This window comes from Dokdonia sp. LLG6352-1 (genome assembly GCF_045055815.1).
Classification (GTDB): domain Bacteria; phylum Bacteroidota; class Bacteroidia; order Flavobacteriales; family Flavobacteriaceae; genus Dokdonia; species Dokdonia donghaensis.
Map to the genome: position 1 here is coordinate 2,535,481 of NZ_CP159329.1, position 25,358 is coordinate 2,560,838.

25 protein-coding genes are annotated in these 25,358 nt (G+C 36.6%); 12 read left to right on the plus strand and 13 right to left on the minus strand.

Features of this window, described 5'->3' with window-relative positions:
• Window positions 1-80: 80 nt before the first annotated feature.
• From ABVM49_RS11385 to rlmH, 3 genes are all read right to left on the minus strand, one after another.
• Complete coding sequence (locus ABVM49_RS11385; protein ID WP_375253405.1) at window positions 81-656, minus strand: non-canonical purine NTP diphosphatase; 576 nt, start codon at window positions 654-656, stop codon at window positions 81-83.
• Window positions 657-1,277, minus strand: coding sequence for a YqaA family protein (locus ABVM49_RS11390; protein WP_405202003.1), 621 nt, complete (start codon window positions 1,275-1,277; stop codon window positions 657-659). It abuts the gene before it with no gap.
• 98 nt (window positions 1,278-1,375) lie between these two features.
• The gene (gene rlmH, locus ABVM49_RS11395; RefSeq protein ID WP_021778992.1) at window positions 1,376-1,849 is read right to left on the minus strand and encodes a 23S rRNA (pseudouridine(1915)-N(3))-methyltransferase RlmH; all 474 of its coding nucleotides are present in this window, start codon (window positions 1,847-1,849) and stop codon (window positions 1,376-1,378) included.
• A gap of 81 nt (window positions 1,850-1,930) precedes the next feature.
• On the opposite strand from rlmH, the gene nadC reads away from it, so the two are divergent.
• The 5 genes from nadC (at window position 1,931) to priA (ending at window position 7,397) form a co-directional block, all read left to right on the plus strand.
• Complete coding sequence (gene nadC / locus ABVM49_RS11400; RefSeq protein ID WP_375253403.1) at window positions 1,931-2,791, plus strand: carboxylating nicotinate-nucleotide diphosphorylase; 861 nt, start codon at window positions 1,931-1,933, stop codon at window positions 2,789-2,791.
• Window positions 2,791-3,732, plus strand: coding sequence for a YihY/virulence factor BrkB family protein (locus ABVM49_RS11405; protein ID WP_405202005.1), 942 nt, complete (start codon window positions 2,791-2,793; stop codon window positions 3,730-3,732). Before nadC ends, ABVM49_RS11405 begins: the two co-directional genes overlap by 1 nt.
• 19 nt (window positions 3,733-3,751) lie before the next feature.
• Window positions 3,752-4,315, plus strand: a complete 564-nt coding sequence (locus ABVM49_RS11410) for a chalcone isomerase family protein (protein WP_405202006.1) — start codon at window positions 3,752-3,754, stop codon at window positions 4,313-4,315.
• A gap of 80 nt (window positions 4,316-4,395) precedes the next feature.
• A complete protein-coding gene (locus ABVM49_RS11415; protein ID WP_405202009.1) occupies window positions 4,396-4,827 on the plus strand; it encodes a DUF2147 domain-containing protein in 432 nt (143 codons plus the stop codon).
• Window positions 4,828-4,940: 113 nt separating this feature from the next.
• Window positions 4,941-7,397 (plus strand): primosomal protein N', encoded by a 2,457-nt coding sequence (gene priA, locus ABVM49_RS11420; protein WP_405202011.1) that lies wholly within the window; start codon window positions 4,941-4,943, stop codon window positions 7,395-7,397.
• Window positions 7,398-7,448: 51 nt separating this feature from the next.
• On the opposite strand, the gene ABVM49_RS11425 is transcribed toward priA, so the two are convergent.
• Entirely contained in the window at window positions 7,449-8,150 is a 702-nt protein-coding gene (locus tag ABVM49_RS11425) for a LytTR family DNA-binding domain-containing protein (protein WP_021778998.1), read from the minus strand.
• A 469-nt stretch (window positions 8,151-8,619) separates the two neighbouring features.
• Between ABVM49_RS11425 and rpsF the strand changes: the two genes are divergently transcribed.
• The 4 genes from rpsF to ABVM49_RS11445 all read left to right on the plus strand — a co-directional run bounded on the left by rpsF (window position 8,620) and on the right by ABVM49_RS11445 (window position 10,304).
• Window positions 8,620-8,961, plus strand: a complete 342-nt coding sequence (gene rpsF / locus ABVM49_RS11430) for a 30S ribosomal protein S6 (protein ID WP_021778999.1) — start codon at window positions 8,620-8,622, stop codon at window positions 8,959-8,961.
• Window positions 8,962-8,964: 3 nt separating this feature from the next.
• Entirely contained in the window at window positions 8,965-9,261 is a 297-nt protein-coding gene (rpsR, locus tag ABVM49_RS11435) for a 30S ribosomal protein S18 (protein ID WP_013752085.1), read from the plus strand.
• Window positions 9,262-9,275: 14 nt separating this feature from the next.
• Window positions 9,276-9,728, plus strand: coding sequence for a 50S ribosomal protein L9 (rplI, locus tag ABVM49_RS11440; protein WP_021779000.1), 453 nt, complete (start codon window positions 9,276-9,278; stop codon window positions 9,726-9,728).
• Window positions 9,729-9,827: 99 nt separating this feature from the next.
• Entirely contained in the window at window positions 9,828-10,304 is a 477-nt protein-coding gene (locus ABVM49_RS11445; RefSeq protein WP_405202014.1) for a DUF6495 family protein, read from the plus strand.
• Window positions 10,305-10,349: 45 nt separating this feature from the next.
• On the opposite strand, the gene ABVM49_RS11450 is transcribed toward ABVM49_RS11445, so the two are convergent.
• A complete protein-coding gene (locus ABVM49_RS11450) occupies window positions 10,350-11,660 on the minus strand; it encodes a DEAD/DEAH box helicase (RefSeq protein ID WP_405202015.1) in 1,311 nt (436 codons plus the stop codon).
• Between the two features lie 238 nt (window positions 11,661-11,898).
• On the opposite strand from ABVM49_RS11450, the gene ABVM49_RS11455 reads away from it, so the two are divergent.
• Window positions 11,899-15,117, plus strand: coding sequence for a carboxypeptidase regulatory-like domain-containing protein (locus ABVM49_RS11455; RefSeq protein WP_405202017.1), 3,219 nt, complete (start codon window positions 11,899-11,901; stop codon window positions 15,115-15,117).
• Between the two features lie 88 nt (window positions 15,118-15,205).
• Here ABVM49_RS11455 and ABVM49_RS11460 read toward each other — a convergent pair whose 3' ends face one another.
• The 7 genes from ABVM49_RS11460 to ABVM49_RS11490 form a co-directional block, all read right to left on the minus strand.
• Window positions 15,206-15,856 carry a hemolysin III family protein gene (locus ABVM49_RS11460; protein ID WP_405202018.1) on the minus strand — a complete coding sequence of 217 codons (651 nt, stop codon included), beginning with the start codon at window positions 15,854-15,856 and terminating at the stop codon, window positions 15,206-15,208.
• Window positions 15,856-16,590: a TlpA family protein disulfide reductase gene (locus ABVM49_RS11465; RefSeq protein WP_405202020.1), complete on the minus strand. Its 735-nt coding sequence runs from the start codon at window positions 16,588-16,590 to the stop codon at window positions 15,856-15,858. The genes ABVM49_RS11460 and ABVM49_RS11465 overlap by 1 nt, the downstream gene beginning before the upstream one ends.
• A 166-nt stretch (window positions 16,591-16,756) precedes the next feature.
• Window positions 16,757-17,203, minus strand: coding sequence for a hypothetical protein (locus ABVM49_RS11470; protein WP_405202021.1), 447 nt, complete (start codon window positions 17,201-17,203; stop codon window positions 16,757-16,759).
• 340 nt (window positions 17,204-17,543) lie between these two features.
• A complete protein-coding gene (locus ABVM49_RS11475; RefSeq protein ID WP_405202022.1) occupies window positions 17,544-18,092 on the minus strand; it encodes a DinB family protein in 549 nt (182 codons plus the stop codon).
• A 101-nt stretch (window positions 18,093-18,193) separates the two neighbouring features.
• Window positions 18,194-19,033 carry a LytR/AlgR family response regulator transcription factor gene (locus ABVM49_RS11480; protein ID WP_405202024.1) on the minus strand — a complete coding sequence of 280 codons (840 nt, stop codon included), beginning with the start codon at window positions 19,031-19,033 and terminating at the stop codon, window positions 18,194-18,196.
• 222 nt (window positions 19,034-19,255) lie between these two features.
• A complete protein-coding gene (locus ABVM49_RS11485; protein WP_405203676.1) occupies window positions 19,256-20,209 on the minus strand; it encodes a Fic family protein in 954 nt (317 codons plus the stop codon).
• Between the two features lie 228 nt (window positions 20,210-20,437).
• Window positions 20,438-20,881: a hypothetical protein gene (locus ABVM49_RS11490; RefSeq protein ID WP_405202026.1), complete on the minus strand. Its 444-nt coding sequence runs from the start codon at window positions 20,879-20,881 to the stop codon at window positions 20,438-20,440.
• A 299-nt stretch (window positions 20,882-21,180) separates the two neighbouring features.
• Between ABVM49_RS11490 and ABVM49_RS11495 the strand changes: the two genes are divergently transcribed.
• The gene (locus ABVM49_RS11495; protein WP_405202027.1) at window positions 21,181-21,948 is read left to right on the plus strand and encodes a hypothetical protein; all 768 of its coding nucleotides are present in this window, start codon (window positions 21,181-21,183) and stop codon (window positions 21,946-21,948) included.
• Entirely contained in the window at window positions 21,945-22,427 is a 483-nt protein-coding gene (locus tag ABVM49_RS11500; protein WP_405202028.1) for a hypothetical protein, read from the plus strand. Before ABVM49_RS11495 ends, ABVM49_RS11500 begins: the two co-directional genes overlap by 4 nt.
• Window positions 22,428-22,525: 98 nt before the next feature.
• On the opposite strand, the gene clpB is transcribed toward ABVM49_RS11500, so the two are convergent.
• Entirely contained in the window at window positions 22,526-25,132 is a 2,607-nt protein-coding gene (clpB, locus tag ABVM49_RS11505; RefSeq protein ID WP_405202029.1) for an ATP-dependent chaperone ClpB, read from the minus strand.
• Window positions 25,133-25,358 lie beyond the last annotated feature (226 nt).

Consider the following 25,358-nt stretch of genomic DNA (forward strand, 5'->3'; position numbering starts at 1 on the left):
TGAGGTTTTTCAAGGTGCAAAATTACTATATATAATTGAATAATCGTAAAGTGACTTGGTAATTTTTTAAAGAACGTAATTTACTCGTCTCTTAAGTAAGATAAAAACTGCTGCATCGCGCGCCCTCTGTGGCCTATTTTACCTTTAAGAGATATTGCCATTTGGGCAAAAGTGGCCTCGTAGCCGTTAGGTTTAAAGATAGGATCATAACCAAAACCGTCATCTCCATAGCGTTCTTTTGTAATCTCTCCTTCACATATACCTGTAAAAGTCTCTATTTTTTCTGCTTTCGCGAAAGCGATAACCGTCTTAAACCTCGCCGTTCTATCTTGCTTTACTGCAAGAGCTATGAGAAGCTTATCCATATTATCTGAAGCGCTTCTTTGAGGCCCTGCATATCGTGCAGAGTATACTCCTGGTGCACCATCTAGGGCGGTAACCTCAAGGCCCGTGTCATCTGCAAAGCAATCATAGCCATAATGATCACGTACGTATTGTGCTTTTATAATCGCATTGCCTTCTATTGTAGGTGCATCTTCTACAATATCTTCATCACATCCTATATCTGTAAGTGATAATATTGTGATATGCTCTGGTACTAGGGCTTGTACTTCCTTAAGTTTATTAAGGTTGTGTGTTGCAAAGACTAATTTCATTTAAGAGACAAGACTAAAAATGGCTGCTCCATAAATCGCATAACGTACAAAACGCGCTAGACCAAAGAGTGCCCAATATTTAAAATCAAAACGAATCATACCAGCAGCAAGACTTGCTACGGCAAAAGGTAATGGGAGTAAGGCTCCTACTAAAATTAAGAAACCTCCCCATTTACGAGCATTTTTTAAATGCTTTTCCATTCTTACTTCAAGATAGTTGTGTATCGCTGGTATTTTAAGAGAAGCTCTCCCCGTAAAATAAGAGACAGCACCACCTAGGTAAGATAGTAGAGCTATAATAGAAAGATATAATACGGGATCACTAGTTTTATCGCTCCAAGCTATAAAAAGCTCTGGAGGAATAATACCGAGTATAGACTCCGAAACAAAGAATAAGGTAAGCACTAAGAAGTTAGAGTAATTATCTATCACGTATTGTAATGCCGTGTTAAGGTCTATTACAAAGTAGTGTATGCATATTATGGCAGCTACAACGAATAGTATAGGTGGTAGTGCTTTTTTAAGTGCATCTTTAAGAAAAGAGTAAAAGCCAGTGTATACATAATACTGGTGCAGTAACTGTAGTCTGTTTTTCTTTTTTATGCCTGATTTTGAACTCATTAAATAGTAGTCGTATATGTATTACAAAAATAACGTGAGTACGGCGTCTTAGTATCTTTAGTACTCATAAATATTGGTTAAACTATGTAGGGATCGGTTTATTGATGATGATAAGGTTCTCCTTTTAAAATGGTAAACCCTCTATAAATTTGCTCTGTGATAAATAAACGTACCATCTGGTGGGAGAAGGTCATTTGTGACAAAGATACTTTACCTATCGCTTTATTGTAAACTTCTTGAGAGAAACCATAAGGACCTCCTATCACAAAGACTAAGGTTTTTATGCCACTGTTCATCTTTTTTTGTAAAAACTTAGAAAACCCCACGCTAGAAAATGATTTGCCATTCTCGTCAAATAATACAAGGTGGTCATAGGGACCCAATTTTGAAAGTATGAGGGCGCCTTCTTTAGTCTTTTGCTCTTGCTCACTGAGATTTTTCACATTCTTTATATCTGGAAGAGTCTCAATATTGTACTTAATATAAAAATTCAAGCGCTTGCTGTACTCATCTACGAGTACCTGTAGCTGCTTGTTATCTGTCTTGCCTACGCATAGAAGTTTTATATTCATTTTGCAAAAATACAAATCTCTCTATGACGGTGGATGTGTTTGTGTTTCCTTATTTTTACAGAAACCGTATTTTATATTTTTATGATAACAGAAGCGCAGTTTCAGCTTGAGATAGATGGTATAATTTCAAATGCAATAAGAGAAGATGTCGGTGATGGAGATCACAGTAGTCTTGCTTGTATTCCGGCAGATGCGACGGGCAAAGCAAAGTTACTGGTGAAGGATGAGGGGATTCTTGCGGGTTGCGCTTTCGCGAAAGCGGTATTTGCCTACGTAGATGACAGCCTCGTAGTAGAAGATGTACTTACAGATGGTGATCAGGTAAAGTATGGAGACATTGCATTTTATGTATCTGGTTCGAGCCAAAGCATCTTAAAGGCAGAGCGACTGGTGCTTAACGCAATGCAGCGTATGAGCGCCATAGCGACCAAAACAAAGTTCTTTGTAAACCTACTCGAGGGAACAGGCACAAAAATACTCGACACAAGAAAGACCACTCCAGGTATACGCGCCTTAGAAAAATGGGCCGTAAAAATAGGAGGGGGAGAAAATCATCGTTTTGCATTATATGATATGATTATGCTTAAGGATAATCACATAGACTTTGCTGGAGGAGTGACTAAGGCGATACTTAAAACTGCAGCGTATCTTAAAACTGAAAATCGAGATCTTAAAATAATCGTAGAGGCGAGAAGCCTTGAGGAGATAGAAGAGATTCTTAAAAATCACGAGCACGTATACCGAATTCTTATAGATAATTTTAATTATGAAGATACGCGTAAGGCGGTTGCTCTTATAGGTGATAAGTGCCTTACAGAATCTTCTGGTGGTATTAATGAAGAGACCATACGTGAGTATGCACTTTGTGGTGTAGATTATATCTCTAGTGGAGCACTTACTCACTCTGTTTATAATCTAGATTTAAGCCTTAAAGCGGTATAATGGCCTCAGACAAGACCTTAGAGCAACGCCTTATGCGGTTCAAGCCATTTTGCTGGATCGTAGCAATGCTAGATAAGGTGGTGATTCCTGGTTTTGAAGGGATGACTTTACTAAACTTGTTACGCGCTTACTTTACTGGTATTATAAAAGGCGCGCTGGGATCTAGAGCAGGATCTATTGCTTATAGTTTTTTTATGGCCATTTTTCCTGCGCTTATATTTGTGCTTAATCTTATACCTTATGTACCTGTGCCAGACTTTGATATTAAGTTTATGGCGTTTATTTATGAGCTCATACCTTCACAGTCTCTAGATTTTTTTAGGCCTATTATAAGTGATATTGCACAAAATGAGCGTGCAGGCTTGCTGTCTGTAGCTGGTCTTCTTGCTTTGTTTCTGACGGCAAATGGTATTAACTCCATTTTTAGTGGTTTTGAGGGTTCTCATTATAATGAGATTAATCGAAGCTTTTTTAGGCAATATGCCGTGGCTATAGCGACTTCTATTATCTTGGCATTGTTGTTGGTTACTACTATATCGGTAGTCGTTTATTTTGAGTATTTACTCGTTTCTCTCAAGGAGAGAGACTTTATGAGTACAAACTTAGATATAACATTGCTATCGGTTGGAAAAAACGTTTTTGTATTGATAATGATATATGCTGTGATTGCAACGCTCTATTATTTTGGTACCAAAGAGGGGCGCAAAAGCAGGTTTTTTTCACCAGGTGCATTAATGACTACTATATTATTTATGATAACCACGTACCTTTTTGGTATTTATATCGACACTTTTGGAAGATATAATGAGTTGTATGGCTCAATTGGTGCATTATTGATAATGATGCTTTATATTTGGTTGAACTCTAATCTTATATTATTAGGATTTGAGCTCAATGCAACATTGCAAAAACTAAGGATATTACACAAAAACCCTAATTAAATTAACACAAACGTAAATTATGAAGAAGTATTTATTAGCACTAGTAGCAGTATGTAGTCTTACTTTTAGTCAAGCTCAAACAGTTGTAGGTGATGCAACATTACCTAACACAATGACTGTAGAAGGAACAGATCTCGTTTTAAACGGTGCGGGAATGAGAGAAAAAGTAATTTTTGATCTCTACGCGGGAGGATTATACCTAGCCTCAAAAAAGAGTGATGCCGCTGCTATTGTAAACGCAGATGAGACAATGGCTATGAAGCTAGATATCGTTTCTGGTATGGTGTCAAGTAAGAAAATGATAGGAGCAGTAGACGATGGTTTTGACGCTTCTATGAACGGAGACACAAGCGCTCTAGATGCACAAATCACAAAATTTAAAGGTTTCTTTAGCGATAAGATTGTAAAAACAAATGTTTTTGACATTGCTTACATAAAAGGTAAAGGAACTGTTGTTTACAAAAACGGTAAAGAAGTAGGGATGATATCAGGATTAGAATTCAAAAAAGCACTTTTTGGAATTTGGTTAGGTAGCGACCCTGCAGATGATGACCTTAAAGAAGCGATGCTAGGTAAAAGCTAGTAGATTACAACTTTTATAAAAATGGCGATTCTTAAGAATTGCCATTTTTTGGTTTAAAACACAAATACACTTATCACATTATGAAGTATCTAATTAGTTTTTTTATCGTAATACTGTTTACTACAAGTGCTGTGGCACAACAAGACTCTGTTTTTGGTAAATGGAAAACTATAGATGATGAGACTGGTGAGGCAAAATCTATTGTAGAGATTTATAAGAAGGGTGATAAAGTTTATGGTAAAATTACAGATATACTTAACCCTCAAGATCGAGATAAACTATGTATTTACTGCGAGGGAGAAGAGTATAACAAGCCGGTACTTGGTCTAGATATTATTAAAAACCTAGAAAGAGATGATGATGAGTATACCGGAGGTACTGTTTTTGATCCAGAAAAAGGGAAAACCTATAAGGCAAAAATCTGGATAGAAAATGATAATCCAGATAAGCTCTATCTTAGGGGTTATATTGCCTTTTTATATAGAACTCAAGAGTGGATACGCGTTAAGTAACATCATAATTATTTATACGAGAGCCGCTATTATAAAGATTGAGGCTCTTTTTTTGTGCTATGCTTTCGCAAAACTTTACTTAACAGTACTTTTGAAATACACACTGCTCATTTATGCCCCACTTTATAGACGTCATACTTCCTATACCTGTAGAAAATACGTTTACCTACCTCGTCTCAGAGGCAGAATATAATTACATACAGAAAGGAATGCGTGTTGCAGTTCCTTTCGGGAAAAAGAAAGTGTACGCCTCTATTGTAAAAAAAAAGCACACTAATGCTCCTACAATTTATGAGGCAAAGGAAATTCAGCAAATATTAGATGAGGATCCTATAGTCACAGAGCAGCAGCTCACATTCTGGTCTTGGATTGCAAATTATTATATGTGTACCGAGGGGGAAGTGATGCGAGCAGCATTACCTAAAGCATTTTTACTAGAGAGTGAGACCGTTATAAGGCTCAAGTCTGATGGTCTTGTAATTAATGAAGAAGAGCTTCAAGATGATGAGTTTTTAATTTACGAAGCATTACAACATCGCTCAGAGCTTAAGGTGCACGAGGTGATGGATATTCTTGATAAAAAGAAAATACTTCCTTCTATACAGCGCCTCATAGATCAAGGGGTTTTAGAAATGCAAGAAGAGATTTATGAGCAGTATGTCCCTAAACTTGTAAAGTTTATTACAATAGCCCCAGAGTATGATAGCGAGGAGGCTTTATCTATAATTCTAGAAGAATTATCTCGCGCACCAAAACAAAGAGAGATGGTGCTCACTTTTTTTTCGCTTAAAGCGAAAACCAAAAAACCCATATCTTCACAAGAGTTGCAAAAAGCATCTGGAGCAACCGCTAGTCAGCTCAACGCGCTGGTAGATAAGGGAGTTTTTCAAACATATCAAAAACGCCAAGATAGAGTAGGGTTTGAGGGAGAAGTTTTTGAGACGAAGACTCTCAACACCTATCAAGCAACAGCACTGTCTGAGATTAAAACACATTTTGAAACAAAAGACGTAACATTATTACACGGTGTAACTGCCTCTGGTAAGACAGAAATTTATGTTCAGCTCATAGAAGAAATGCTTGCAAATGGAGATCAAATTCTATACCTCCTGCCGGAGATTGCTCTTACAACACAGTTAATAAGCAGGCTGCAAACTTATTTTGGAGAAAGAGTAGCTATATTTCATTCTAAGTATTCTGTAAATGAGCGTGTAGAAGTATGGAATAATGTCCTTAAAAAAATGGACAAGGCCCAAATCATTATTGGGGCTAGAAGCGCATTACTACTACCGTTTAGAGATTTAAAATTTATTGTGGTAGATGAGGAGCACGAGAGTAGCTTTAAGCAATATGACCCTGCGCCAAGGTATCACGCTCGTGACTGTGCTATTGTGCTAGGAGCATTTTTTAAAGCCAAAGTCTTATTAGGTTCTGCAACACCGTCTATCGAGACGGTTTATAATGCCCAGAGCGGAAAGTATGGTTATGTCTCTTTGAAACAGCGTCACGGCGATATTTTAATGCCAGAAATCAACCTTGTAGACATAAAAGAAAAGTCACGTAAAAGGGAGATGACAGGGCACTTTTCTGATACATTATTACGAGCAATTACAGATGCCTTGGCACTTGGTGAGCAGGTTATTTTATTTCAAAACAGGCGTGGTTTTTCTCCTATTTTAGAGTGTAATACTTGTGGGCACGCTCCACAATGTCCTAATTGTGATGTGAGTCTTACCTATCATAAGTATAGATCACAACTTCGTTGTCATTATTGTGGTTATAATATTGCTCTACAGCAAAAGTGTATGGCCTGTGGTAGCACAGATCTCACAACTAAGGGATTTGGTACAGAACAAATAGAAGCAGAGCTCAAGGAGTTGTATCCAGATAACAATATCGCTCGTATGGACTCAGACACCACAAGAGGTAAGTATGGTTTTGAGAAGCTCATAACTGCTTTTGAACAAGAGCAGATAGACATATTAGTAGGCACTCAAATGCTTACCAAAGGATTAGACTTTAGAAACGTAACCTTAGTAGGGATTATGAATGCAGATAGTATGCTTAATTTCCCAGACTTTAGAGCACACGAGCGTAGTTATCAATTAATTGCTCAGGTATCTGGTAGGGCAGGGCGTACAGAAAAGCAAGGTAAAGTACTTGTGCAGACTTATAATCCTTATCATCAAATCTTACAGCAGGTCTCTTCAAATAAGTTTGAAGAGATGTATAAAGAACAATTAGAAGAGCGTCGCAACTTTAAGTATCCACCATTTCATAGGTTGATACGCATTACATTAAAACATAGAGATTATCAAAAAATAGATGAATCCAGTATTTGGTTATCTAAGGCATTGCGACAAACTTTAGGAGCAGAGGCGGTATTAGGTCCCGAAACACCATCTATAGCAAGAATAAGAAACCTCTACAGGCGTAATATTCTTATTAAAATAAGTAGAAGGCAAAATTTACTCGAAACTAAAAAAACGATAGGTAGAGTAGTAACAAGTTTTAACGCTATTGCTCAATATCGGAGTGTACGATTAGTCGTAGATGTAGATTGTTATTAGGCATAAAAAAAACCACTCATTGAGTGGTTTTTTTTATATTAAAATCTGCTTTTAAGCAGAGAGTGCATCTATAAGATCAGACTTTTTATGTCTAGATAGCGGTATTTTCTCCCCATCTATCTCAATATTTCTACTGTTGTACTTATCTACCTTGTCAATATTTATAATATAAGACTTGTGTATACGCATAAAACGTTCTGGAGGTAATTGTGCAACAAAAGATTTCATCGTAGCAAGTACAACAATAGGGTCGTGCACAGTTACAAGTTTTACATAATCTCCAAGAGCAGTAATATACTTAAGTTCGTTAAGCATCACCTTTTTCTTTTTCAGATTACTTTTTACAAAGATATAATCATCATCCTCTACAGCACCTTCGGTTTTTAGTTTGTGAAGGCTTATAGCTTTATAAACAGCGTTCGTAAAACGATCCTTAGTAAGAGGCTTACGTAAATAATCTATAGCATTATAGTTAAAGGCTTTATAAGCATACTTTGTTTTACCAGTTACAAATATAATTTGTGGTTTATGTATAAGGTCATCTAGTAAATCAAATCCAGAAAGTATAGGCATTTCAATATCTAAGAAGATAAGATCAACCTTTGTTTCTAAAAGACCATTCTTTGTTTCAATGGCATTGTTATATTCGGCTACTAATCGTAGGTTAGGATGATCATTAATCATCTTTACAATAGCCAGTCTTTGTAAGCTAGAATCATCTACAACTGCACAATCTAATAATACTCCGTCCACAGTGATTTATTTGTTTAATAGGTTAAGCACGTCAATATTAGGTAAAAAACTCCATAAAACCAACAAAAAAGTGACTTTCATCGGATAATTACGTTTTTTGTCGAGCTGCAATTTCTAAAAATTATGATTTTTAAAATCGCTGCGAACCCACAGTATTGGTAGTGAGCGCAATGTGGCTTAATAAGTAGTATATCATATAATTCTTACAAAATGATTATTAAAAATTTAACAAATATAGTTTTTAACAGTCTGAATGTAAGTTAAATAATGACTAGACTCTAGTTATATGTTATAGTAGGTTGTCTTACAAAAATTGTAATGTTTACGCTTTCGCAAAAGCGTAAGTACATACCTTATTAATTATACATCATACAAGGGAAGAAGTTTTTTAGAATATATAGAAATAGCTGTTTGAAAATCAAAAGAGAATCCTTACTTTTGCACTCATTTTTAATTTAACTCATATTATATGAACCATTACGAAACTGTTTTCATCTTGAATCCCGTTTTATCTGATGATCAGATAAAGGAAACAGTAAAGAAGTACGAAGGTCTTCTTAAAGAAAAGGGTGCTAAGATGATTAGTAAAGAGGATTGGGGCTTAAAAAAGCTTGCATATCCTATTCAAAACAAGAAAAGCGGTTTTTACCACTTACTTGAATTTACTGTTGATGGACAAGCTATCAATGATTACGAACTAGCTTTTCGCCGTGACGAGCGCGTTATGCGTTACCTAACGGTAGCAATGGATAAGCACGCGATCTCGTGGGCTGAAAGAAGACGTGAAAAACTAAAAAAGCAAAAAGCGTAAGTTATGGCATCTTTACAACAACAAGCAAAAGGAAAGAAGGACGGAGATATCAGATATCTTACTCCTCTTAATATTGAAACTAACAAAGCAAAGAAGTACTGTCGCTTTAAGAAATCTGGTATCAAGTATGTAGATTACAAAGATGCAGACTGGCTAGCAGGTTTTGTAAACGAGCAAGGTAAATTGTTACCACGTCGTCTTACAGGAACTTCTTTAAAGTACCAACGTAAAGTGTCTGTAGCTGTAAAAAGAGCTCGTCACCTTGCATTGATGCCTTATGTAACTGATTTATATAAATAGAAACTAGATAACAGATGGAACTTATATTAAAGAAGGACGTTGAGAATCTAGGATTTGCAGACGATATAGTACAAGTAAAAAACGGATACGGTAGAAATTACCTAATCCCTAACGGTCACGCAGTACTTGCTACGCCTAGCGCAAAGAAAGTACTTGCAGAAAACCTAAAGCAACGTGCTCACAAAGAGCAAAAAGTTGTAGATGATGCACAGAAGCAGGCAGATAAACTTAACGCTTTAGAAGTTAAGATATCGGCAAAAACTGGAGACGGAGACAAACTTTTCGGATCTATTACAAATGCAGACGTAGCAGAATACCTAGCAAAAGAAGGAGTAGAGGTAGACAAAAAGTATATCGCTATCGCTGGTAACACAGTAAAACGTTTAGGTAACTATGAAGCAAAAGTACGTTTCCACAGAGATGTGGTAGCTACACTTCCTTTTGACGTAGTTGCAGAAGCAAACTAAGTCTTAAGTAAATAGATTAAAAACCGTTCTTATCATATAAGGACGGTTTTTTTATGAACTATATTTTTTAAATACGCTTTCGCGAAAAAATATCACACAATGAAATACGCTCGCCTTACAAAAGAACAACTAGAAGAATTACACCCAGAGTTTATAAACTTTCTAGCTACCCAGTCTATCACCGCAGATGAGTGGGCAACTATTAAAGAAAAACAACCCCTCGTTGCAGAAGAAGAGATAGACGTCTTTTCTGACCTAGTATGGGAAGGTGTACTCACAAAGGCTCAATACCTAGAGCATATCTCGCCTAACCAGATGCACCTTTTCTTTTTAAGAGAAAACAATATGGCACTTATAGCCATAAAAATCAATAAAGAAAACATAGATATTACTACCGCAGAAGGGTATGGATGGCTTAAGGAAAACTTAGGTGATGATGATGTGGTATTTATGAGCGCAAGTAAAGACTATAGTGAAGATCGCAATGCAGATAAGTTTAAACTCATAAGAGAAGGCGCAGTAATCACACGTGGTGATTTATACAAATGGTTTGAGCGCTTTGTAGATGTGAAGTAATTATAACTACTCATACCAGCAATAAATGTAAAATTGAGGATATGACTAAGCTAGTCGTATCCTCAATTTTGCTTTTTTAAGACGCTTGTTATCTAACTTTTTTATAAACGATTGAGCAGCACTTTTGTGGACCGCTACAAAAGATTGAGTGTTTTTGACCTCAATGGTTCCTAGTTGCTCGCGTTGTGCATTTCCTTCTTTAAAGAAAAAGCCAGCGATATCACCTTTTGATATCTTGTCTTTACGACCACCAGAGAGCTCAAGGGTCGTCCACTGTGATCCTTCTGGTATCTCTCTGTCGTGTAAATACTCTTCATCCATTACCGGCATAAAATCTGGCAGTCGCTCGTTGCGCCAGTGTAGTACATAAGCCGTACCTTCAGACTGCATACGAGCCGTACGACCATTACGGTGTGTAAACTCTTCAGAGTGAATAGGAAGGTGGTAATGTATAATAAACTTGATTTCTGGTACATCTATACCACGTGCAGCAAGATCTGTTGCTAGCAGTAGCTGGTGTGTGCCATTTCTAAATTTAAGAAGTGATAACTCGCGCTCACGCTGCTCCATTCCTCCATAAAAAGTGCCGTGTGCGATACCGTGATCGTTGAGATAATCACTTATTCTAGAGATGGTATCTTTGAAGTTACAGAAAATAATACCCGGTTGATCACCTAAGTGACATAAAGCTTTTACAAGCGTGTCTAGCTTATCTTTTTCTGGTGATATAATCGCTTTAATTTCTAGCTTAGAACCCCCTTGATGTAAATAATCTACTTCTACAGGGCTGTTAAGACCTACAAAGCGTGGTATATCTACACCTTGGGTTGCAGAGGTGAGCACCTTTTTTTCTAAAGCAGGTAAAAAGCTCATAATCTCTGTCATCTCTCCTTCAAAACCTACTTCTAGTGATTTGTCAAATTCATCAAGCACAAGCGTTTTGATGTGATCTGTAGAAAAAGTTTCTCTACGTAGGTGGTCTGCAAGTCTACCTGGTGTTCCTATTAATATTGCTGGACGGTGCTTTATGGCTTGTCTATCTGTATTAAAACTTTGACCACCATAAGCTGCGTGTATCTTATAACCCGTACCCATATTGCGGGCAACGTTTTCAATCTGTATGGCAAGCTCTCTAGAAGGTACGACTATAAGTAGTTGTACTTCTTCTATACTTAAGTCTAACTCTGCAATTACAGGTAGTAAAAACGCAAGCGTTTTACCAGTACCTGTAGGAGATAGTAATATCACTTCCTTTGCAGAATGTATGGCAAGTTGTGCCGCCTCCTGCATCTCGTTAAGTGAGGTGATTCCTAATTTTGCTAGAATTTGTTGCTGATTTTTTTGATTACTTATCATAGGGTACAAAGGTAGAACTTTCTTTCAATGCGCGTTGTATGGTAAGAGTGCAAATATTCAACAGCTTAATTGTCTATGTGATAAGTTTTGTGGGGTTTTATTACGCTTTCGCGAAAGCGTAATACCCATAAATAATATTTTCACAATTGTTAATTAATTGTGAAAATAAAATTAACTTAAGGTTTATTAAGTGTTAACAACTTCTTAAATTCGCGCAAAATAATTTTACAAAAATCTTATGTTCAAAAAACTTTTATTTTTAGTAACACTTCTAATGGCAGTAGCTGTAGGCGCACAGACGACTACTTCTGCTATCTCTGGAGTTGTAAACGCTGGTGAGCAAACGCTTCCTGGTGCAAACGTGGTAGCGGTACACACACCTACTGGTACTACGTATGGAGCGATCACAAATTTTGATGGTCGTTTTAATCTTTTTAATTTACGTGTGGGAGGACCTTATACAATAACGGTAAGTTATGTAGGTTTTCAAGCACAAGAATACACTGGAGTGACTCTTAACTTAGGAGAAACTTATAATGTAGAGGTAACACTATCTGAAGATAGTAATGCTCTTGAAGAAGTTGTAATTACAGGTAGCCGTAACAACACTTTTAGTGATGGACGTACGGGATCTGCTACAAATGTAGGAGAGCGCCAGCTTAAGGCTTTACCTACGATTTCAAGATCTGCTGCAGATTTTTACCGTCTAGAGCCTAGTGCTTCTAGTAATGGATCTTTTGGAGGTCGTAATGATCAGTTTAACAATTTTAGTCTTGATGGAGCGGTTTTTAATAACCCATTTGGTCTTGATGCTGCTACTCCAGGAGGACAGACAGGATCACAGCCTATCTCTCTTGATGCGATTGAGCAAATTCAAGTAACTACTGCACCTTATGATGTAACTCTTTCTGGATTTACAGGAGCATCTGTAAATGCTGTAACTAAGAGTGGTACTAATGAGTTTAAAGGAACTGTTTACGGTTTTTATAGAAACGAAGATCTTACTGGTGGAAAAGTTGCTGGTGATGACGTTTTTAAGGCAGACTTAAGCCAGAACACATATGGTATAAGTATAGGAGGTCCTATCATTAAGAACAAACTTTTCTTCTTTGCAAACTTTGAAGATGAGAGCCGTTCTGACCTAGGAGCACCTTGGGCACCTAACCGTAATACAGGAGCTATTAATGAGTCACGTGTATTACCATCAGATCTAGATGCAGTCTCTGCAGCATTAAGTAGTATTACTTATGCAGATGGAAGCTCTTACGATCCAGGTAGATATGAAGGATTTAACTTTGATGCAGGTTCTACAAAGGCATTATTTAAGTTAGATTGGAACGTAAATGATAAAAACCGTGTTGCATTAGTATATAACTTACTAAGATCTTCTAAAGATAACCCGGCAAACCCTAATGCAATTGCATTACGTGGACCAAGCCAGTCTACAATACAGTTTGAAAATGCAGGATATGCAATAAATAATAACATAGACTCTTTCCAACTAGAGTGGAATAGTGAATTTGCACCTAACGTGTCAAACAAGTTTCAGGCAGGTTACACATTCTTTGATGATTTTAGAGAGCCATTCTCTACGCCAGCACCTTCTATAAACATTACAAAAGGAGGTCAGAACTATATCATTGCAGGTCACGAGCCATTCTCAATAGGAAACAAGCTTGAGCAAGAAGTTTTTCAAATCACAAACAACTTAAACATTGTATCTGGTGATCACACAATCACGCTTGGTACTTCTTTTGAAAAATTCAGCTTCTATAACTCTTTTAACCTTACCGGTTATGGTTTTGATTTATTCGGGAGTGTAGCAATAGATCAAGAAACAGATCTTGATGGAGACGGTATCGCAGATACAGATTACATAAATGATGTAACAGGTGAGACAGATCTAGATGCTTTCCAGCAGTTCCTTATAGATCGTTACCAAGATACATTTACTGCTGCAGAGGCAGAGTTTAATGAAAACAACGGTTTACCTATAGGTGATCCAAACGGATGGTCACTTGCAGAGACTAACGTAGGACAGTTTAGCCTTTATGCTCAAGACCAGTGGAAAATGAGTGAAGATTTTACACTTACACTAGGAATGAGATTTGATAAGCCTTTATACTTTGATACTAAAGACAAGATTCAAGAGAATATTGATAGAAAAGGTACTTACCAGGCAGATAACGTGTATGTAGACCCAGCAACTGGAGAAGATATCTTATTAGACAGTACAGTACTTCCAGATAACGCATTCTTATGGTCACCTAGATTAGGTTTTAACTGGGATGTAAAAGGAGATAAGACGTTCCAAGTACGTGGAGGAACTGGAGTATTTACAGGTCGTTTCCCATTTGTATGGTTAGGTAACCAAGTGCAAGGTGTAGATTTCTTCTTCTACCAGACGGTAGATCAAGATTTTAAATGGCCACAAGTATGGAGATCTAACATAGGAGCAGATTACCGTTTTGATAATGGTATCGTTCTTACTGCAGATCTTTCTTATACAGAAGATCTTAACGCTGCACACGTACAGAACTGGGCACTTAATGATCCATCTGCTACACTAGAAGGTGTAGATAACAGACCTATCTACCAGACGTCAGACTTTGCTACAAACCAGTTTGGAGGTCCTACAAATGCGTATGTATTTACAAACTCAAACTCTGGACGTACGTATAACGCAACATTTAAGGCAGAGAAGTCTTTCAGCAACGGTTTATATGCAAGTCTTGCTTATAACTACCTTGACTCAAAAGATGTAAACTCTATTGATGCAGAGATAACAGGAGATGCTTTTAATGCAAACGCAATAAGAGGAAACGCAAATGATGATATCCTTGCAAACTCTCGTTATGGTGATCAACACCGTATTATCGCAGTAGCATCAAAGAAATTTGAGTACGGAGATGGCAAATTTGCAACTACAGTTTCTGCTTTTGGAGAGTGGGCTAGAGGAGGACGTTTTAACTACACATATGCTGGTGATATAAACGGTGACGGTAGTAACTTTAATGACCTTATCTATATCCCTACTGCAGACGAGCTAGCACAGCAAAACTTTGTTACGCCAGAGCAAGCACAAGCATTTGAGCAGTACATCCAGCAAGATGATTACCTGAGCGAAAACAGAGGCGGTTATGCAGAGCGTTATGGAGCACTTGCACCTTGGAGAAGTCGTGTAGATTTCCGTTTACTTCAAGATTATAACTTTAATGTAAAAGGAAAGAAAAACACATTACAGTTTAGCCTTGACATCCTTAATGTGGGTAACCTTATCAGTTCAGATTGGGGACTTGTAGAGCAGCCTAACAGTATACAGCCAGTAAGTGTATCTGTTACAGATGGTGTTCCTACATATACTTATAATGAGGAGTTAACACAAACTTTTGGTACAGATGCAAGCCTTCTTAACAGATGGCAAGCACAAGTAGGGTTACGTTACATCTTTAACTAGAACCTTACGACCACATATAAAAACCGCCTGCAAGAAATTGCAGGCGGTTTTTTATTTATATAATGTAAAACTACTGGCTCTTTATGGTCTAAGCAACTCCTACATAAAAGTAGACCGCCATAAAATGTGCAAAAGATCCTCCCAATACAAATACGTGGAAAATCGCGTGGTTATAAGGAATGCGGGATATACTGTAAAGTACAGCCCCTATCGTATATAAAATACCTCCTGCAAATAACCATTGCACACCAGCAGGATCAAGATTTGCTAGTAATGGTTTATATGCAAAAACAATAAGCCATCCCATCATCACATAAAGGATAGTAGAAAGGATATCAAATCGTCCGGTAAAGAAGAGTTTTAATATAATCCCAAAGAGAGCGATAGACCAGGCTATCCCAAAAATCCACCACCCAGTAGCGCCATCTAGAGTAACTAGCGTAAAAGGCGTGTATGTGCCCGCAATGAGTACATAGATTGCAGCGTGATCAAATATTTTAAGTCTTGCTCTACGTAAAGGTTTTGTCGCGCTATGATAAGCTGTAGAGGCAAAGTATAACACACATAAACTTATTCCAAAAACGATAAGGCTTATGGTGGCGGTTGTAGTTACGCTTTCGCGAAAGCAAAATAATATCAACCCAAATACACTTGCTACAAAACCAAAACCGTGTGTCCATATATTAAGACGTTCCTCTTGAGGGGAGTAATCTGGAGTTGGGGCTGGGGTGTTTTTCATTAGTTATCTGCGAGTAAGTAATCTAGGTGTTCCTTAAGAATTTCTGTAACCTCTGCTGCTGGGCCTCTTCCTTGAGCCATCACTGCATTTTCTACAAAACGTACGGTACCACTACGATCCATAAATACAAGTTTAGGATAGGTATTTGTTTTTAAATCCTGTTTTAAATAGCTGGCACCATCTACTAGGTGCTCAAAATCAAAAGGTTTCTTAGTTAGAAAAGCGTCGATTTTGCTTTTTGGTTCAAAAGTGATGGCTACAAAATTTACACGATCTTCATATTGCTTTTTAAGGTCATTGAGATATGGAATCTCTGCGATACAAGGAGGGCAGCTCGTAAACCACAAGTTAATGAGTGTAATTTTATCATTATAACTATCCTTAGACTTAAGCCCGTTTGCAAGATCTTGCAGCTGAAAGTCGGGTAGGGGTTTATTAATTAAACCATTCACACCTACATTAATATCTAGAGGAGCGCTATTAGATTGCGATAGCATCACCTCGACCTCTTGTATAATGGAGTCTTGTCGCACACGAGAATGGCGAACTTTGAAGTTGGCTTTTGTGTATTTCCAATTTCCTTGCGCACCATACACCTGCTCAATAGATTTTAGTTTGGCTTGAAAAGCCTCCTCATTATAGGTATCACCATGAAAAACGTAGTAGTTTTCTTGCGCGTTAAGCGCTAGCGCAAAGAAGAGTATAAATAAGCATTGTATTTTTTTCATCATCATAGGCGTGTGTTACAAAGATAGCTATTGCTATCAAACACGCACCTATATACATTTATCGTGCCTTAGTGTAGCTGCACTTTATTTTTATAATCCTAATTATGCAAGAAATTAATCAAAAAATACACTTGGAATACAGCTTAGTTTATTGTTGGCAACTTCCTTTTTTTTATTCCGTCGGTATATCTCCTTTACCTGGTGCAACTATTACAAATCCATATTCCACATCATCAGGTACTTTGTACTTATCCCAATATTCACCGCCAATTCCAGCTAAGTCGCCTTTTTTATCATTGACTTCAAGTCCAGTGTCTCCAAAAAATATTTTAGCTCCAAAATCAAATAGAATAGAATCCGTGTCTACAAATTCGAATATTTTTTCTTCATTCGGCTTTAAAGTGAATTTATTTTCTAACGTAACTGTTCTATCAGTCTCATTTCGTAAAAATATTTTATAAGCCGCTCCAGTCTTTTCATATTCGGCTGGAATTATGAAAGTTTCGTCACCTTTTTCAATTATCACGTTTCCGTGCTTATCTGTATATCTATTCTCTTTTTTACAACTAAATAGAAATGATAGAATTCCCATTGCTAATATTATTGTTTTTAGTTTCATTTCTTCAGCTTGTTGCACAACAAAAACACTACATAAAGTGAGTGTGGCATACTTCGACAAGCTCAGTACAAGCCTTGCGGTAGTACCTGTTTTTTGTTTTTCAATTGATTCTTTAAATATACGAGTATTTAAGAAAGAATATAGGCTTACCCTTTTTTGGTAAAGCCTATAATGTGTCACCTAATAATTTAAAACTCTTATGTAAATAGTTTATACATGTGCTACAATATTTTTTAAATTCAAGTGAGCCATTTTAGGTTTAGAGATTTGTAAAAATCAACTATGCAGTCACCTCTGTATTTCAAAATAGCAATTGGCACTTCATAAAACAATCAGAAAACTACTTGTCTTCTAAAATATCGCGTATAATCTTAAGGTGATGTTCTGTATGAATAGCGAGAAACTTAATGGTTTCATCTCTATTCAATGTTCCAAGAATAGGATGATTAAAGTGCTTATTTTCTTCAAGTGTAGGGAACTTTTCAACTGTTGCAAGCGCTTCATCATAATGCATTTGTAAGATTTCGATTGTTATTTTTCCTTTTGGTGTTACAGCCTCTGGTGCAGTAGCTTTTCCCCTAGGCAGCATATTATTAGTGAAGACATAATCACGTGCCATATTAGATTCTGCTTTATAATTGTTTTCATCAGAATATGCGAGTGCTTTATATAATTGATTGACCATTAAATAAATATGATCCATATGCCACGCAACAGCAGCTTCAGACACTTCAAGATTTTTTGTTTCCCTCACAGGGTTATAAGTGGCCACCTCATTAAGTTGTACTTTAAGATCAGAATTTCCTTTGTTTAATTCCATACGTGCAGCGCTACTTAGTAACAAGATTCCTGCCATTGAGAGTAAGATGATGTGAATACGATTTTTCATAAGTCTATGTTTTAAAATTTATTTATCCCAAAAATATACTGTAAATCAATACGTTATATTAAAATGGGACGTATGTGCCACTTTTGTGATGAACGGGAAGGCTAGTAAAAGTCGGCTTTTGAAAAAGATCTAGAGACGGGAATACTCGTAGGTACTTTATCTAGTTGTATAGTGAGCGATCTTGCATTACCATCAATAGCTATTATATGTTCCGTATTAATAAGGTAGGAGCGGTGACAACGTTTTACCTGAGAGTGATTTTCAAATTGTTGTTCAAGCTGTTTTAAAGAAAGCCTAATTAGCTTTCGCGAAAGCGTACTCTCATCTAGATAAAATATCGTCACATAATTCCCTTCTGATCGTGCATATATAAACTGCGATAATTGCATTGCAATAGGCGTTGCTTTTACACTCTCTTCTTGTATTTGTACTGTAACCGTTTCTTCTACAGCTGGGTGTTGTAGCTTAGTAGAAAGTAATTGTGCTTTATTGAGGTTTTGTTTTGAAAGTGTACGTTCTGTAAAAAAGATTAAACCTACAATAGGGAAAATCCCTATTGAAGTAGTGATTTTAAGAAAACTAAAAAAGGTTTTATAAAAGGCACCATCACCTCGCCAATAGTAGTAATGAAAGGAATTAAAAGTACTTATTATCAAGATGCAGGTTGATAGTAATATAATTTCCTTTGCTATAGTCCATTTTTCTGGACGAAAAAATGCCGGAAATAATTTAGGTAGAACAAAGTAGGTTACACAAACACCCAGAAAAACGGAAACTCCAAAACCCGCTAAGAATGCATATTTATAATTTATAGACTGTCCCGCACCAAAAGGTCCAAAAGCTATTAAAAACAGGTAAACAAAAACGCCTGACAATAATGCAAATAACCACTTGTATCTAGTGTTTTGTAACAAAGGATATGGTGATTTGAGCCACTGCATAAGAAACGGTTTATTTTAGTCTGATTTGAAGATACATTTTACGTGTGCTTGTTTTTTAATTGCTTGTCTAAATATACAAGTATTTAAGAAAGATGACGCTTTCGCGAAAGCCTTTGTTGAGTAAGGTACTAGGATGTGAATTATTAATTGAAATAGGGGTGAAGACTCGAGTTCGAATTAGAATCCGAATTATTTAATTAAACAAATTTTAGTCGTGCTCAGTTATTTCAAACGATAAATTGTTTTATTTTTTTCTCCAATTTTTTCAAACAAACCTAATTCAGCTCCTTTTTTTAAATCTCTACTTGCCGTCGCAGAAGAGATGTCTTTAAAAGTATCCATATAATCTTTCCTAGTAAATTCGGTTTTATCCAGGGTGACGTAGTAGGCTAGTCTGTCTTTTGCACTTAATGTTCGGTTGTTAAAATCTAACAATTCACTAATTGAAGTGTGAATTACATTGAGCATATATTCAATAAAGGCAGTGGATTTCCCTGCATTATCAGACTCAGCCAGCGCTTTGTAATACTTCTCTTGATCTTTACTAATTAGGGTTTCAAAAGGCAAAAACTCAAAGATTGGATATTTCTCCATCAAAATTAATGTTTGCCATAATCTTCCCATTCTACCATTTCCATCCAAAAATGGATGTATAAACTCCATTTCGTAATGAAAAACACAACTTTTAATCAATTCAATTTCATCAGACTTTTTAAGATACTCAAAGAGGTCTTTCATTAAATAAGGCACATTTTCAAAAGGAGGAGCTAGATGCTCAACTTTAGATCCTTTTACAATTCCAACACCTTGTTTTCTATATATTCCAGATTTCTCAATTAACCCTTCCATCAAAGCTTTATGGGCTTTTAAGAAGGATTTTTCATTAGAAGGTTTGTATTGCTCTAAATTCTCATAAATCTTAATGGCGTTCAAGACTTCAAGTACATCTTTCTGAGGACCTATCACCCTTTTATTTTCTAAAAGGGCTGTGATTTGTTCTTCTGTAAGCGTGTTTCCTTCTATTTTAAGCGAAGAATGAATCGTTTTTATTCTATTCTGCTTTCTCAGCTTAGGAGAAGGTCTGTCTAGATAACTAGCATTAACTTCTCCTATTTTTTCTGAAATAGAAGTGATTAGCTTTAAAATAGACGATGTTATTTCGTAAGGCGGTTTCATTTTTGATACTATCATTTGATACTATCAAATATACAATCACACGAACGAATTTTATAATTCAGTGTGATTTTTTAAGATACGTTTATTAAAAAGATGACGCTTTCGCGAAAGGGTTAAATCAGGAAGACTCTACGAAGAAAATTATAGATTGAAGGTAGCTCAACTGCTTGTGCTGAGCGCACCCGAAGTAAGTTTGTTTTTTTTAACTCAGTTCTTTGTTGTAAGCCGTTATACAATGGTTATAATTTTAGCGACTTTTAGTTCATCCATTATCAAAGAATAAATAGTCCTTCCATAAATATTGGCCTTTTCTTTTTGAGTTACGACTATTTCCGCATCCATATCATAACTATTATTTTCTCGATTAGGTATTGAAACAGAATCTACTCTACACTTAGATAATACAATTTTTGAATTTGGCATTTTAGATGCAAAATCTAATATATCCTTAATATTATCATTAATTCTTTTGAAGTAGGCTAATTGATAGTCGGTTATATTATTACTGTCCGATGGAAAAACAATTTCAGTTTTGTATTCTAAATTTGTAAGATTTATTTTCCCTCGGCAGGCATTTTCGTTATGCTCGGCAGAAAAAATTAATTCACCCATCCCAGGGATATAATCAGATTTAATCTCTTTCTTAGATTTGAAAATATCAAATAATCCCATAACTCTATTTCTTAAATTGCTTTCAACAGGTCACTTCATAAAGCGAGTACAACTTCGTTGACTATTGGAACTGCTGTTGAGCCTATTTGATTGTTTTTTTATTGATTGTTTAAATATACAAGTATTTGAGAAAGATGACGCTTTCGCGAAAGGATAAATTGAGGATGGTTCTGGGATGTGAATTATGGATTGAAATTAGCCTAGAACCCTTAACTAAGTATTGCCGAAGTATACTTTTTTAAACTCTTTTATATTGAGGCTAAACTATTTTATATTAAGTAAATTTGTATTTTAGAATCGTGGAAGAACAAGGTTATATAGAATTGAGAGTGACAAATAAGGATAATTCCTTAAGTCCTAAAGATATTGATATCAATGAGGTAAAAGACTTTATATCAGATGTCGAGTCTTTTTTATATCCCAATCGAAAAGAAAAACAAAATCGACCACACATTTCTTATGACATTGAAGAAGGTTCTGCAAAGCACAAATTCTTTCTGCCAATTACAGCTGTCATATTATTTAATGGTTTAACTACGGAGATTAGAAGTCGTAATAATCTTGATTTTCTAGATTATAAAAGACAATCAATAATTGATAAGTTTCAAAAAAGAGCAGTTAAGGAAGGTTATGTAATCGAGTTTAACAATTCAATTTCTAAAGATTCATCTTTAGTGATTGATTATTCTACAAATTTCGAAATGATTGCTCCAACTTTTTATGAAAGTGAATTTTATCTTTATGGTGAAATTTATCAAGAAGGTGGTAAAAATCCGAATTTGCATATTAGCACTAAAAAATTTGGTAATCTAACTGTTTCTGCAACAAAAGAGCAGATAATGAATGGTGAAAAGAAAACTTACAAACCTTATGGAATAAAAGTCAGGGGTAAGAAAAGTTTAAAAGATGAAAAATTGTCGGATTTAGAATTACTTGAATTTATACAATACAAGCCTGTATTTAATAAGTCTCTATTAGAAAAGGTTATTGAAAAAGCTTCTGTAAATTTGAATAAAATTACAAATGTTGACTCTTGGATTGATGATTTAAAAACAGATGGAATATGAAAGGAATAAGAAATGTTCTTTTAGATAATTCCTTTTGTATTCGATTATTAAAATCGGATGATGAATATCATCAAAATGCAAAAGATTACTTCGAGTATTTCTTGGAAAATGGAATAGAAATGTTTCTTTCAACTATAGTAGTTAGTGAATATGCAGTTGGTGATAATCCAGACAATTTACTTTCACTTAATACTTTTAGGCTAGTAGAATTTGATTATGCAGATGCTAAAATTGCTGGTGGCTTTTTTTTAGAGCTTAAAGGGAATGAAACTTTAAGGGAATCAGAACAAAGAAAAGTTATCATAAACGATATTAAGCTATTCTCTCAAATTCATAATAGGAAAATTGATGCTTACATAACGAAGGATAGAAAATCTTTAGTTAAAATGATTGAGCCTCTGAAGAAATCACATAATTTAAATTTTGAATTTATTGATTTAACTATTCCACTCAATGATAAATTAGGAAGATTGTTCTAATCTTAGTTAATCAAGTTTTTATGGTAGTCATTTTTAACCACAAAAAAAAGTGGATACCTATTGCTAGATATCCACTTTATATAATTATCAATTAATCTTTATTCTTCTTCTCCTGTGCGTTCTCCTTCGTTTCTAAAGACGAGTTTGTCGTCAAAGGAGTCTACAAGTATCACACTGTCTGATGCTACTTTACCGCTCAAAATTTCTTTTGACAACTGGTTAAGCACCTCGCGCTGCATTGCTCGTTTTACAGGTCTTGCACCATATTCTGGTTGGAAACCTGCTTCGGCAAGGAAGTCTATGGCTTGCTTTGTTGCGTCTAGCGTGATATTCTGCTGTGAGAGCATCTTTCTAATACCCTTGAACTGCAGTTTTACAATATCACGTATATCTTTTCGCGTAAGCGGACTAAACATTACAATGTCATCTATTCTATTTAAGAACTCTGGACGTATGTTTTGTTTTAATAATCCTAGCACATCCACCTTTGCAGACTCCATTGCAGCATCTACATCTGGAATGGTCTCAAAACGCTCTTTTATGATATGACTACCCATATTTGAAGTCATTATGATAATGGCATTTCTAAAGTCGGCAGTGCGGCCTTTGTTATCTGTGAGTCTACCTTCATCAAGCACCTGTAATAACACGTTAAACGTATCTGGGTGCGCCTTCTCAATCTCATCGAGCAACACCACAGAGTAGGGGCGACGTCGCACGGCCTCCGTAAGCTGGCCACCTTCATCATATCCCACATATCCCGGAGGCGCTCCCACCAGACGGCTCACACTGTGACGCTCTTGATACTCACTCATATCTATGCGCGTCATCGCATTCTCATCATCAAAGAGGTACTCTGCAAGTGCCTTTGCAAGTTCTGTTTTACCAACACCGGTTGTTCCTAAAAATAAGAACGAACCTATAGGCTTTTTCTGATCTTGCAATCCTGCACGGCTGCGTCGTACGGCATCACTCACGGCAACAATAGCCTCACGTTGTCCCACCACACGTTTGTGTAACTCGTCTTCTAGCTTGAGTAGCTTCTCACGTTCTCCCTGTAGCATTTTTTGCACTGGGATTCCTGTCCATTTTGCAACTACCTCTGCAATGTCTTCGCTAGTTACTTCTTCCTTAATAAGCGAAGTATCTGCTTGACTTGCAAGATCCTTTTGTAGCTCCTCAAGATGCTCTTGAGCCTCTTTTATTTTACCATAACGTAGCTCTGCTACCAGGCCATAGTTTCCTTCTCGCTCTGCTTTTTCGGCTTCTAGCTTGTAGTTTTCTATGTCTTGTTTTGCACTTTGCACACTCTCTACAATATCCTTTTCAGATTGCCACTGTGCGTTAAGATCGTTGCGCTCCTCCTTAAGGTTTGCTAGATCTGCACGTAGGCTTTTGAGCTTGTCTTCATCTTTCTCACGCTTTATCGCTTCAATCTCAATCTCTAGTTGCATCACACGACGGTCTAATACATCCAGCTCTTCTGGCTTAGAGTTGATTTCCATTCGCATTTTTGCGGCAGCTTCATCCATCAAATCAATCGCCTTGTCTGGTAAAAATCTACTCGTAATATAGCGCTGTGATAACTTTACAGCAGCAATAATAGCATCATCCTTAATACGCACCTTGTGGTGTGTCTCATACTTGTCTTTGATACCACGTAAGATAGAAATAGCACTCTCTGTATCTGGCTCATCTACGGTTACCTTCTGGAATCTACGCTCCAGGGCCTTATCTGCTTCAAAGTATTTTTGATACTCATCAAGCGTGGTAGCACCTATGGCGCGCAGCTCCCCACGAGCAAGGGCAGGTTTTAAAATGTTTGCCGCATCCATCGCACCTTGACCACCACCGGCTCCCACCAGGGTGTGAATCTCATCTATAAAGAGTACAATGTCTCCATCACTTTCTGTTACTTCTTTAATAACTGCTTTAAGACGTTCTTCAAACTCTCCTTTAAATTTTGCACCCGCAATAAGCGCTCCCATATCCAGCGCAAATATTTGCTTGTTCTGCAAGTTTTCTGGGATGTCACCATCTACAATTCTATGCGCAAGACCTTCGGCAATGGCGGTTTTACCCGTACCTGGCTCTCCTACGAGTATAGGATTGTTCTTGGTACGACGTGTTAAAATCTGTAAGATGCGACGTATCTCTTCATCTCTACCTATCACGGGGTCTAGCTTGCCTGTGCGTGCTAGTTCGTTAAGGTTTTTTGCATACTTGCTTAGTGAGTTATACGTCTCTTCTGCACTTTGTGAGGTCACACGGTTACCCTTGCGCACTTCTGTAATAGCAGCTTGCAGGTGCTTCTCAGTGACACCTTGATCCTTTAAGATTTGGGCTACTTTACTTTTTGTCTCGAAAATAGCGAGTATGAGATGCTCAATAGAGACATACTCATCGTTCATATTTTTGGCAATAATATTAGCCTGAGTGATTGCTTTATTTGCTTCTCTCCCTAGCATTATATCACCACCAGACACCTTAGGATAACTCTCAAGGGTGCTGTCTAAAATTTGCTGTAATAAAGGCACATTTACATCAAGTTTTTGAAGCAAGAAAGGCGTTACGTGCTCATCTACTTCAAAAATGGCTTTAAAAATGTGCTCATTTTCTATTTGCTGGTGACCTAGCTCTTGAGCAATTTGCTGTGCTCGCTGTATGGCCTCCTGCGACTTTATCGTAAAATTGTTAATATTCATTTCATATGTTTTAAGAGACCATTACTTGCTGTAAAGCGCTTGCTAATGATTTCTGGTTGTACTTTTTTTGAGAGACAATAGTCAAGTATTGTTCCAATACGGTATTGCGACATAATGTCTTGTAAAGGCTTGAATTAACTGACTTTATGACTTGTTTAAGAACTATTTTACGCTTTCGCGAAAGCGTAACACAAACACAACGACTACCTTTGTATAAAAGCATATT

Coding starts and splice junctions, on each gene's coding strand:
- ABVM49_RS11385 (WP_375253405.1), bottom strand. CDS start 656: ATGAAATTAGTCTTTGCAACACACAACCTTAATAAACTTAAGGAAGTA.
- ABVM49_RS11390 (WP_405202003.1), bottom strand. CDS start 1,277: ATGAGTTCAAAATCAGGCATAAAAAAGAAAAACAGACTACAGTTACTG.
- rlmH (WP_021778992.1), bottom strand. CDS start 1,849: ATGAATATAAAACTTCTATGCGTAGGCAAGACAGATAACAAGCAGCTA.
- nadC (WP_375253403.1), top strand. CDS start 1,931: ATGATAACAGAAGCGCAGTTTCAGCTTGAGATAGATGGTATAATTTCA.
- ABVM49_RS11405 (WP_405202005.1), top strand. CDS start 2,791: ATGGCCTCAGACAAGACCTTAGAGCAACGCCTTATGCGGTTCAAGCCA.
- ABVM49_RS11410 (WP_405202006.1), top strand. CDS start 3,752: ATGAAGAAGTATTTATTAGCACTAGTAGCAGTATGTAGTCTTACTTTT.
- ABVM49_RS11415 (WP_405202009.1), top strand. CDS start 4,396: ATGAAGTATCTAATTAGTTTTTTTATCGTAATACTGTTTACTACAAGT.
- priA (WP_405202011.1), top strand. CDS start 4,941: ATGCCCCACTTTATAGACGTCATACTTCCTATACCTGTAGAAAATACG.
- rpsF (WP_021778999.1), top strand. CDS start 8,620: ATGAACCATTACGAAACTGTTTTCATCTTGAATCCCGTTTTATCTGAT.
- rpsR (WP_013752085.1), top strand. CDS start 8,965: ATGGCATCTTTACAACAACAAGCAAAAGGAAAGAAGGACGGAGATATC.
- rplI (WP_021779000.1), top strand. CDS start 9,276: ATGGAACTTATATTAAAGAAGGACGTTGAGAATCTAGGATTTGCAGAC.
- ABVM49_RS11445 (WP_405202014.1), top strand. CDS start 9,828: ATGAAATACGCTCGCCTTACAAAAGAACAACTAGAAGAATTACACCCA.
- ABVM49_RS11450 (WP_405202015.1), bottom strand. CDS start 11,660: ATGATAAGTAATCAAAAAAATCAGCAACAAATTCTAGCAAAATTAGGA.
- ABVM49_RS11455 (WP_405202017.1), top strand. CDS start 11,899: ATGTTCAAAAAACTTTTATTTTTAGTAACACTTCTAATGGCAGTAGCT.
- ABVM49_RS11460 (WP_405202018.1), bottom strand. CDS start 15,856: ATGAAAAACACCCCAGCCCCAACTCCAGATTACTCCCCTCAAGAGGAA.
- ABVM49_RS11465 (WP_405202020.1), bottom strand. CDS start 16,590: ATGATGATGAAAAAAATACAATGCTTATTTATACTCTTCTTTGCGCTA.
- ABVM49_RS11470 (WP_405202021.1), bottom strand. CDS start 17,203: ATGAAACTAAAAACAATAATATTAGCAATGGGAATTCTATCATTTCTA.
- ABVM49_RS11475 (WP_405202022.1), bottom strand. CDS start 18,092: ATGAAAAATCGTATTCACATCATCTTACTCTCAATGGCAGGAATCTTG.
- ABVM49_RS11480 (WP_405202024.1), bottom strand. CDS start 19,033: ATGCAGTGGCTCAAATCACCATATCCTTTGTTACAAAACACTAGATAC.
- ABVM49_RS11485 (WP_405203676.1), bottom strand. CDS start 20,209: ATGAAACCGCCTTACGAAATAACATCGTCTATTTTAAAGCTAATCACT.
- ABVM49_RS11490 (WP_405202026.1), bottom strand. CDS start 20,881: ATGGGATTATTTGATATTTTCAAATCTAAGAAAGAGATTAAATCTGAT.
- ABVM49_RS11500 (WP_405202028.1), top strand. CDS start 21,945: ATGAAAGGAATAAGAAATGTTCTTTTAGATAATTCCTTTTGTATTCGA.
- clpB (WP_405202029.1), bottom strand. CDS start 25,132: ATGAATATTAACAATTTTACGATAAAGTCGCAGGAGGCCATACAGCGA.